Source organism: Nonomuraea terrae, assembly GCF_004348995.1.
Taxonomy (GTDB): Bacteria; Actinomycetota; Actinomycetes; order Streptosporangiales; family Streptosporangiaceae; genus Nonomuraea; species Nonomuraea terrae.
The window spans coordinates 18,883-29,025 of the sequence record NZ_SMKQ01000103.1; the positions used below are offsets into that span (position 1 = coordinate 18,883).

Sequence of the window (10,143 nt, forward strand, 5' to 3'; positions counted from 1 at the left end):
CCATGGCCACTAACCCCCTTCATGGCACCCGTGAGGACCCAGCCACCGCTCAGCTTCCCGCCGGCATCACGCTGGTCGGGTCGGAACTACGTTCCACCAACCTTGAGCGCGATGTCCGCGATCCACACTTGAACTCTCCCTATGTGGGAGCCAGGGCGCTGGACGTTCTGGATCGTGTCGCTAACGCGGTGGCAGATCTCAAGCGGACACGTGCATGGTCCTTCACCGGCCCCTACGGCTCAGGAAAGTCGACCCTGTCCAACCTGCTCGACGCTTTCTTGGGCCACGACACGGATCGGCAGGATGAAGCTCGGCAAGCCGTGGAGGCTACAAGCCCAGGCCTCGCTGCGCGAATGGAGCAGGCACGTCATGAACGTGCCGAAGAGGGGTTCCTGGGCGCCGTAGCGACCGCACGACGCGAACCCCTGGCCGCTACCGTGCACCGAGCGCTGGCGACCGCGGTGGAACGCAGGTGGGGGAAACGGCCACCGAAGGCAGTGGAACAAGCTCTCCGTGCCTGTGCGGAGCGTGAAGTCCCTACGACCGAGAGCCTCCTGGACGCGCTCACCGCACTATGTGACACCGGCCACCCAGTTCTGCTGATTCTCGATGAGTTCGGCAAGTCACTGGAATACCTCGCCGCCTCGGGCGACTCTGGTAGCGCCGAGAACGATGTGTTTCTGCTGCAGATGCTCGCAGAGAAGGGCGCGGGGCGGTCAGGACTTCCGCTGTTCATCTTCACCCTGCAGCACCTGGCCTTCAGCGACTATGCAGCGCGATCCAGCCTGATCCAGACCAAGGAATGGGCCAAGGTCCAAGGCCGCTTCGAAGACATCACGTTCACGCCGAATTTCGGCGATGCCGTCCACCTCCTGCAAAGACGCCTCGATCAGTCGGCCGTCGCCGAAGCCGGCCAGCAGCTCATCCGCGACCAGGCGGAAGCGGCTGCCAAAGCCTGGACTGAGCACGGACTGGATTCTGTGGTCCGTATCTCTCCGGAGATGCTCGCCAGCCTCTACCCCTTGCATCCCCTTACCGCCGTGGCGGCACCTCTCCTTGCCTTCCAGATCGGTCAGCACGACCGTAGCCTCGTCGGGTTCCTCACCAACGACGAGCCCAACACGGTCCGCCGCACCATCGATGGTGCCTCGAGCTCCGCACCGGAGCGGGCCTCCACCATCCGGCTGCCCCAGCTGTATGACTATTTCTTCGCCTCCGGTCGAACCACCATCCTGGCCTCGTCCAACGCCAGCCGCTGGCTGGAGGTCGACAACCGGCTCAACGAAGCCCACGGGCTTCCCCCCGAGGACCGAGACATCCTCAAGACGATCGGCATTCTGAACCTCATCGATGTCGACGGCGTTCTGCGGGCAACCCCGGCGATGATCCAGTTCGCCATGAACGATCCGAGCAACGCCGCGGATCCTGAGCGATTCGAGATGCTGCAGCAGCGGCTGCAACACCTCGTCGAAACCGGGTTCCTCACCCACCGGACCTACAGCAATGAGTACCGGATCTGGCAGGGAACCAACGTCGATATCGAGGCCCGTGTCAAAGAAATCGCCGTCCACGTTGCCCCCAGTCACGTTGTCGACCACCTAGGCGAGCATCTCGGAACGGTTCTGCCCAGGGAGGTGGTCGCTGGAGCGCACATGCAGCGCACCGGGATGTTGCGGTACTTCCGCACCGCCATCAGTCTCCAGGCCGACAAACTCGACGGTCCTAGTGTCGTGAGTGACGCGGCCGACGGAATGATCATTTTCCATCTTGGAGAGCCCAGTACACGGCCACTGGTCAACTCCCCATTGCCCGTACTTATCGGAACCACGAAAGACCCTGCCGCCATCCTTGATGCAGGGATCACCCTCAGGGCCCTCGAAGACCTCCGACACCAAGACGACATCGATCTCGTGGCAGGACGCGAGATCGAAGAACGCATCGCGGAAATTTCACAAGAGCTGGGAACCCAGCTAGACGAGGCGTTCAACCCGCAGAGCGAAGAGTCCTCCTGGTACCTGTGGCAAAGCGGGCAGGACACTCATTCCGAACGGAGCGAGCCCATCGAGGCCCGCAGCTACGGTGCGTTGGTGTCGGCTGCCTGCGACCGGGTTTACTCGCAGACACCGCACATCCGGAACGAGATGGCGGGCCGTCATGAGCTCACCAGCAACGGCGCGCGTGCACGACGTGTCCTTCTATCCGACTTGGTGACGAACACGGGGCTGGCGGTGCTGGGATATGACACCACCAAGTACTCGCAAGAACGGGCCATGTACCACGGCGTCGTGGAGTACATGGGCCTGCACCGTGCTGCCAAGGAGGTAGGCCAGGCGATACAGGCCCAGACCATCGCTACCCACGGTGTCTCCCGGCCGGATCCGAAGAAACATCCAGAGGTCATCCCGACCTGGGAGCGACTAGAGCAGGCACTCACCGATGCCACTCAGCCCACCCCGATTGTCGACATCTATGAGCAGCTCATGGCGCCGCCCTTCGGCATCAAGGCCGGCGTTGTCCCGATCCTGATGGTCGCTGCACTGATTCTCCGCAGCTCCGACGTCGCGCTGTTCGAAGAGGGAAACTATTGTCCGCGGCTCAACCCGGAGATCATCGAACGCCTGCTTGCTGATACGGGGCCCGACCGGTTCACGGTCAAGGCCGTACCCATCGGTGAAGGGCAGCGCAGCCTGGTTGTTGAGCGCCTTGCTGCGGCACTCAACGTGGATGCTCCCCGTTCTCGCACCGCCCGCAACCCGGCACTGCTGGCAGTGACCCGGGCCATGCTCGAGCGCGTCATGGTGCTTACTCCCTACGCGCTCCACACCAAGCGCCTCACTCCGGAGGCGCTGGAGGTACGAAAAGTCCTTTCCGAGGCAACCGACCCCGACCAATTGGTTTTCACTGGCCTGCCACAGGCACTAGGGCTTGATGCTATTCCTGCCAATGCGACTAAGGACGAGCAGGCCGCCGAGTCGTATGTCACTCGGGTTACCAACGCCCTGGACGCCATCTCCGGAGCCAGCACAGCACTGCGGCGAGACGTCATAGCCGCGATAGGCCAGGCGTTCGGTATCGCCGGGGACCTGACCCAACTGCGGTCAGGGCTCGCCGAGGCACTCAGCGGCTTCGCTGACGCCAGCCTCGAGCTTGATCTGCAAGGGTTCGTCTCCCGCGTCCTCAACACCAGCCTGCCGAATGAGGACTGGCTCGATCCGATCATCATTCGCCTCACCAATAAGGCGCTCGGCGACTGGACCGACCAGGACGTCGACAGCTTCTACCCGCGCGTCAAAGAGATGGCCCGTCGACTTGACCGCGTCGGCCACCTCTATCAGGGGCAGGAGGTACCAGCACCTCAGACTCGTGCGCCCGAACCGAAGCAGATCGACACCCACCTGCTGACACTCACCACACCTCAAGGGACAGAAGTACGCACGCTCATCCATGTGCCCAAGAAGGTCAGGAACACTGCCGAGACTCTGGTTGTCGGTGTCATAAGGCAAGCTGAGAAAGAGCTAGGGCCTGGCGGTGCGCGCATCTTGCTTGCCGCCCTAGCCGAGCGTCTCACCGCGACGGACTCTGACCACGACCCCCAGGGGGAGGAGAAGCTGTGACCAAGGCTAACGACTCTGGCAGAGGGACTCGGCATGTGCTGGGGATCTCTGGAGGGAAGGACTCCTCAGCCCTGGCCATCTACATGCGCGACCGGGTCCCCGAAATGGAGTATTTCTTCTGCGATACCGGCGCCGAGCTACCCGAGACCTACGAGTACCTTAACCGGCTCGAAGCTGCGCTTGGCAAACCGATCGAACGGCTCAACTCCAGCCGCGATTTCGATCACTGGCTAGAGGTCTACCAAGGGACCCTCCCAAGCCCTCAGATGCGCTGGTGCACCAAGAACCTCAAGATCAAGCCGCTAGAGGCTTGGGTCGGCGATGACGAGGTCATCTCCTACGTAGCCATCCGCGCGGATGAGAACCGCCTCGGCTACGTCAGCACCAAGCCCAACATCACCGCCGTCTTCCCCTTCCGCGAAGACGGCATCGACAGGGCAGGTGTCGACCGGATCCTTGACGAGGCCGGCATCGGCCTGCCAGCCTACTACGAATGGCGTACCCGCTCCGGCTGCTACTTCTGCTTCTTTCAGCGAAAGCACGAATGGGTCGGGCTCATGGATCGCCATCCGGAGCTGTTCGAGAAGGCCGTCGCCTACGAGGAGAAGGTCAATTACCAGCAGACAGCAATGAAAGGGCGTAAGTACACCTGGTCGCAGGGCGAGTCGCTCGATGAGCTCATCGCGCGGCGTCAAGAGATCGAGGCCAAGCACCGCGACGCGATGGAACGTGCTGCGCGACGCATCAAGCCGAATCGCCCCCTTCTCGAGATCCTCTCCGACGCGCACGATGAGGACGACGACCAGGTCGGATGCGCTGTCTGTCATCTTTGACTAGAAGTATCCCTCGCCCTTCCTGCTCCTATCCAGGTAGGAAGGGCCGCAGAAGACTAGACCCTAAGCGCTTTGAGGTAAGTTCGCCACTTCCGGGCTGGGATGTGTTCCAGAAAGGGATCAACTGAGTGTGGCAGCATCCACAGCCGGCACTTCTGGGCCGTAGCCACTTGGCATCCTCATACGGCCTAGCCGATCATTTTGCCAACCCCATTGGGAACGTTCGTGGCCGCAATCCAAGTGAATCGCCCCGGCTTCGGTGGAGACTCCATGAAAGTCGGGGCGGTTCACAAGGCGGAGCTGCTAAATCCAACGGACTGAACCTATGCAGTGTGTTCGTCTGTCTTGAATCGGATCGATGAAACTAGCGGCTATGCAGCCACCACATGATCGCTGAGCCGATGCTACTGCCGATCGTGCTGGCGAGTCCGAACACGACTCCCTGTCCTGCCGCCTCAAGCGAGATCTTCACCATGGTGCGTATGTGCGTCTTGAGGCTCCTGATCTTACGCACCGAACTTTTCACTGCTGGTCTGATGAGCTGCTTCCACATAGCGTTGCTCCCCTTCGGTGGCCGTTGCCTCAGGATGGCAACCAGGCGTGGCGTTGCGCGTCCAGCAACGTGTTGACGCCTGGGCGCAACACCCCTTCGAAGCGCCTCTAGGCGGGATAGGACTAGCCATGTGAATACTTCTGGCAACATGTCAAGCGAACGACGAATGCGCGCCCGCGGGGTGGGCGAGTCTGCACTTGGTGATCTTTCTCAGAGGCTGAGCCTCTTGTTCAATGAGCTCGGCGTGTCTCAACGTCAGTTCAGCGCGGCTGTATACAGAGATCACTCGGGCATTAGTCGATACCTACGGGGCGAACGTCTGGCGCCTTGGAATTTCGTCGAAACTCTCATCAATGAAGTCAGCAAGAAGCGCAGGATGAACGCTACGGAGCTTGAGGAAGTGGCGCGGCTGCACCGTCGTGCGCTGGAGGAGCGCAATGGACTATCTGCGCTATGCCAGCTACTCGAGCAAGATCTTCGAGCTGCCAGGGAGGAGCTGCGGCGCGCGAAGGGGAGCCGCTCCGGCATTACGATACGCGAAGAGAAGGAACGCTGGCCTGCCCTTGCAGAATCCCTCGCAGCACAGGGTTGGCCGGCATCGACTCTTGCCAAGTTGGAAGCGGTCACCGCGCGCGCAGTTGGATGTCTTGGCACCCCAGCAACAGCCATGGCGTACCGATCAAGCGGAGTTATAGTTGCCGGACTGCAGTCAGGAAAAACCACAATTGCCGCCGGAGTCATAGCACGAGCCCTGGATGCTGGATACCGCCTGGCCATTGTTCTCAGCACACCCTTGGATCTAGTGAGGACCCAAACGCAGCTTCGATTGGATGACGCTTTGCTTGAGCCTTCGAATCTCTATCCAGCTCTTCCGCGACTAGTGGTAGTCAAGCAAGACGTCGCGGTGCTGCAGAGGCTGGTAAGGGACCTACGGGCATTGGGACCCTTTCTTGAAGAGGTTCCTTCTCTAATAGTCGACCTCGACCTCTCCTCGACAGAGTGGGAGAATGAGCCGATCCGACAAGATAACCTAACATCCATCGAAATGATCGAAGAACTAAAGTCCCAGATGGTTGGGCATCTTCCGCGCGTTCGCATTCTTCGGTTCGAACCTCGGGCCGTATGCGACTCTTCTAACGCGATGGAAGGTGGGCCGCGCCCACTCTGGCCCGACCCGCCGGACTTTATAGTTTCGGCCAACCTAAGGAACTTATAGTTTCTGAACTCCTAACTGTCGACGTAGCCGTCCTCAGCCACTCTATGTCGGGACGTCAGTGGGAGATCGTCCGGGAACGGGACTTCGTTGGGGATGATCATCTACTGCCGCCGTCCACAGTTCTCCACATGACCTTCCGCTTTTCAGGCGGACCGACTGTCCTGGTTCCGACGCTCCAGGCCGAGGTCAGCAGTGGTGTGGAGCTGCCATCGTGCGCTTGTGGTGGCCGACGTTGTCGTCAGCGCTGTCGTCAGCAGCACCACCCTTCCCGGTGGCAAGGCCCGACGAAGGAGGGTCGCGGCAGCGATCGCCCAAGCCTGAGCGGCGAGGACCGCAGTCAGCGATCGTCACGGCCTCAGCTCAGTCGTTGGCCGCGCGTACAACGACCCGCATTACGTACGAGGGATGCGCTCTTCGAAGATAAGTCTTCTCTAGCGCCTTACTGCAGACCTACCAGTAAATCGCCACTACTTCCACATCAAGCAAACGATCTCGCTCTTGGTTGTCGTCGCCTACGGAAGGCTGCGATTCCCGCGAAGGGCTCGCTAGGGTACTAAAAACAGTTAGGCCGCCTTCACTTCTTGCCTCCTGTCTCAGACTGAGGTCAGTCTCCGCATCGACGATGGAATTGTTATTTGCTGCACATTGGATGATTTCTCGCACTCTCGTGAAAGCGCTTTTCTGCGCTACTGCGGAGATCTCCCCCGTGCCAGCGTCTACTATTGCAGCTGCCAATTCAACTTGTCGAGCGCTATCTAGCTCAACACTCGCAGCTAGTGATAGTTTTTCCTGATAGATGGTAAGAGCCCGAACAAGCGCCTGCTGCTCGCTATCTCCGGTCCGCGATTGTCGAAGTCCTAGAATTCCGGCTCTGCTAGAAGCACTAATTTGATCCACAAGCGTGGGGGCAACATCGCGGAATAGGTCCGCGAGCTTCACCGGCGTCCATTTGCGCTGAATACCGTCTCGCGATACTCGACAGAGTATCGTAAAGCGTCCCGACGAGAAGAGGACACGACGGATATCTTTCCAGTACCCAAGGTGCTCCGTTACTCCCACGACTTCTAGTGGGAGCGGCGTCAATCCCAAGCCTGCAATAGCGCTGTTATGAACAACATATTCTTGTCCCGATACAGTCACAACGGAGTAATTTACGGCTTTTGCCCGGATCGGAATCAAACCCGTCAGAAAGCGCTCCAGAACCTTCCGTACCGGCTGGAATTCATTGAGAGTGGACCGATCGGAGCGGTCCATCATCCGAGGAAATTCCTCAACCATTTCAGAGTACTCGGTAAAAAGCGTTCCGAGCTTGAAAATGGGGTCGACTTCCAACTCCACTTCGATCTCTACGAGAGCTCCGCGCACAAAACTGGATGCCGGCACGGCAGTTGACGGCTCGCTAACAGCTCGGATCGCCTCTGCTGAAGTAAGCACCTCGGGCTTCTCAGTTCTAACTACGAGCGCATAGTCCAGCCTACTCTGGTCGCGGAGCTCTTTGAAGAGTGTCTGCACGACCGCTTTACGGGAAGTCTGCACCGTATTGGAATTGCTCGTCTGAAACTTAGAGCCTATCTCGGCCTTCGCTACTGCCGTATTTCCTCCTGACAGTTTCCCTGTAATTTCAGCCTGCTCGGCCAGCGCGATAGAGCGTGATACCTGCTCCGGAATGGTGTCACTCTGCGAGACCAGCAGGCTTCGCAAGCTTACTTCATCGAGATAAACGAACTCTCGCAGGACGCCCTTGGATGGCATATCTTCGACCGCCTTCTGCATCCTGCGGCGGTCTCTCCGCTTCTTCCACCACTCGCTAAGCTTTCTCATTGCCTTCCTTAACCTCGCGTGTCGGACGCCGATTCACACGCTCGAATGCTTGAGCAAGGTCTTCATCACTAATCGAACTGCGATCATCGCCAGCAGCTATAAGCGCCGCTTCAGTCCAGAGCGATGCCAGGCGAGCCCCCGACCATCCCTCCGTCATTTCCGCAATGTCCTGGAGCGGCAGCTTACCGATAGTGCGTTTCCGCTCAGCGTCTACCTGAAGAATCTCAAGACGATCCTCAACGGTCGGCAGCTCGAACTCTATCTCCCAATCAAAACGGCCAGGCCGCAGAAGGGCTTCGTCCACATTATCTATACGATTTGTGGCAGCAATTACCACAACGTTGCTCGATCTCTGATCGAATCCGTCCAACAATGTTAGAAGCTGCGCAACGAGCCGCTTGGAAGCTTCATGAGAGTCGTCTGTGCGCTTTTCTGCGATACTGTCTATCTCATCAAAGAAGATGATCGCTCGCGGTTCGCTCTCCGCTGCAGCAAAGATTCGACGCAATGTGTCTTCACTGTCGCCTAGCCATTTACTGACAATCGAGGGCCCACTAACCAGGAAGAAAGCCGCCTTCGACTCCGAAGCAATAATACGAGCCAGATGCGTCTTTCCAGTCCCGGGCGGCCCCGTAAATAGTACACCCTTAATAGGGCGGGCCCCTATCTTCAGGAGATTTTCTCGCTTGTTGAGCTGCGTTTCTATGAGCTCTACGGCCCTGTTGCGTACTTCTCTATATCCACCGAACGACTCAAACGTCAGCGGAGAGCTTTCATTGCGTTCAACGAGATATTCTTTAAGGTTCTCATCGTCGACACCCTCATTGCGGAATCTAAGTGGAGTGTCGCTGATGATGCGAGTAATACCATCGATCTCGTTAAACTCGACGGTATTTCCCAACACAACCGGCAGCGATGGGGCACCCCGCAAGAGGCGCATCACAGTTCCCACTTCAATAACAATGCCATCGTCGAGAATTCTGCGCACTATGCCCACCAGCGACTCGTCAGCCCACGCGTCTGCTGGCATACGTTCCCACCAATCGTCCCCAGCTAGGACAACATCACCTCGCGCTAGATCGACAGGCCCACCCAGCGACAACCGCACTGAGTTTCCGTTTGTGGTACGGCCGAGAAAAGCCTGTCCATCCTCCAGAACCGAGACCACCTTGATCAGGAACCCGTCCCGCTTCTCTGTAATCTCGCCTTCATCGATGTCCATACGTACTCGCTATCTGCTGTAAGAGATATGCACGGGGCTTCGAGCTTCAGAGGAGGACGACCGAGAATGAGAGGCCAGGACTATACGATGACCTATCCGAACCGGTCGCAATGCTGCTTACCGCGGAAGCCTACAGGCGGTTCGCTGTCCGAGGGCAGGGTCAGGGAAGCGGGTGCGGCCCAGTCTTACACCCGGAAACCGCTGGACGAGCCGCGGAGCAATTCGCCTCGGTCGCCCGGTGACCGCAATACGACCAGGTGCGCGTGAGCGGCGCTGGCCGCGACCGGCCGAAGAGCCGCAGCGCGGCCAGCGACCGCCCGACGCGCGGCAGTCCGCCGCAGGCGGGCTGCCTTGATGACGTACAGAGAAGTTGCTTTCTGATCATGGCGAGGCGATGGAACCGCCGTCGAACCAACACGGCCAGCGAAGTCAGCGGCATGCAGTACCTTGACGACGAACCGAAGGGTGTCAGAGCCTTAGGGTTGCGGTGCTCCCGCTTCTTCCCTTGGCGCCTTTGGGGATTCCGGCGGATCAGGTCTACTCCGTCGATGCTTTTGCGTTGGCCCAGACGCGTTCGAAGCTGGCCAGGTACGTTGCCGCAGCTGCTTCGGGTTCGATGGTGCGGAGGTGGACGACGGGCGCTTGAGCTGCGGGTGTGCCGTAGGCGTGGGTGTTGACGAGCAACTCGGCGTCTGCGCGGTAGATCGAGTTGTAGAGCACCGTTTGGTGGAGGCGGATCTCGACGTTCTCGATGCCGGTACTACATTCGTAGGTCCGCTGGGAATGGGTCACCGCGTCGCCGGTAGTGGCTGATCAGAGCGCGTGTCTGATGAAGCCGCCGGAAGTGTGACCAAGCCAGGACGTGATCGATGGCGTTGGCCGCT

5 protein-coding genes are annotated in these 10,143 nt (G+C 59.3%); 2 read left to right on the forward strand and 3 right to left on the reverse strand.

Annotated elements, in window-relative coordinates; translation table 11 throughout:
* Positions 1–2: 2 nt before the first annotated feature.
* Complete coding sequence (locus E1286_RS27615) at positions 3–3,614, forward strand: ATP-binding protein (protein WP_132616982.1); 3,612 nt, start codon at positions 3–5, stop codon at positions 3,612–3,614.
* Positions 3,611–4,447, forward strand: coding sequence for a phosphoadenosine phosphosulfate reductase family protein (locus E1286_RS27620; protein ID WP_132616972.1), 837 nt, complete (start codon positions 3,611–3,613; stop codon positions 4,445–4,447). Before E1286_RS27615 ends, E1286_RS27620 begins: the two co-directional genes overlap by 4 nt.
* A 2,219-nt stretch (positions 4,448–6,666) precedes the next feature.
* Here E1286_RS27620 and E1286_RS27625 read toward each other — a convergent pair.
* From E1286_RS27625 to E1286_RS27635, 3 genes are all read right to left on the reverse strand, one after another.
* Complete coding sequence (locus E1286_RS27625) at positions 6,667–8,037, reverse strand: DUF6414 family protein (protein ID WP_132616974.1); 1,371 nt, start codon at positions 8,035–8,037, stop codon at positions 6,667–6,669.
* Positions 8,024–9,259: an ATP-binding protein gene (locus E1286_RS27630; protein WP_132616976.1), complete on the reverse strand. Its 1,236-nt coding sequence runs from the start codon at positions 9,257–9,259 to the stop codon at positions 8,024–8,026. Before E1286_RS27630 ends, E1286_RS27625 begins: the two co-directional genes overlap by 14 nt.
* A 537-nt stretch (positions 9,260–9,796) precedes the next feature.
* Positions 9,797–10,051 carry a hypothetical protein gene (locus E1286_RS27635; protein WP_132616978.1) on the reverse strand — a complete coding sequence of 85 codons (255 nt, stop codon included), beginning with the start codon at positions 10,049–10,051 and terminating at the stop codon, positions 9,797–9,799.
* Positions 10,052–10,143: the final 92 nt, after the last annotated feature.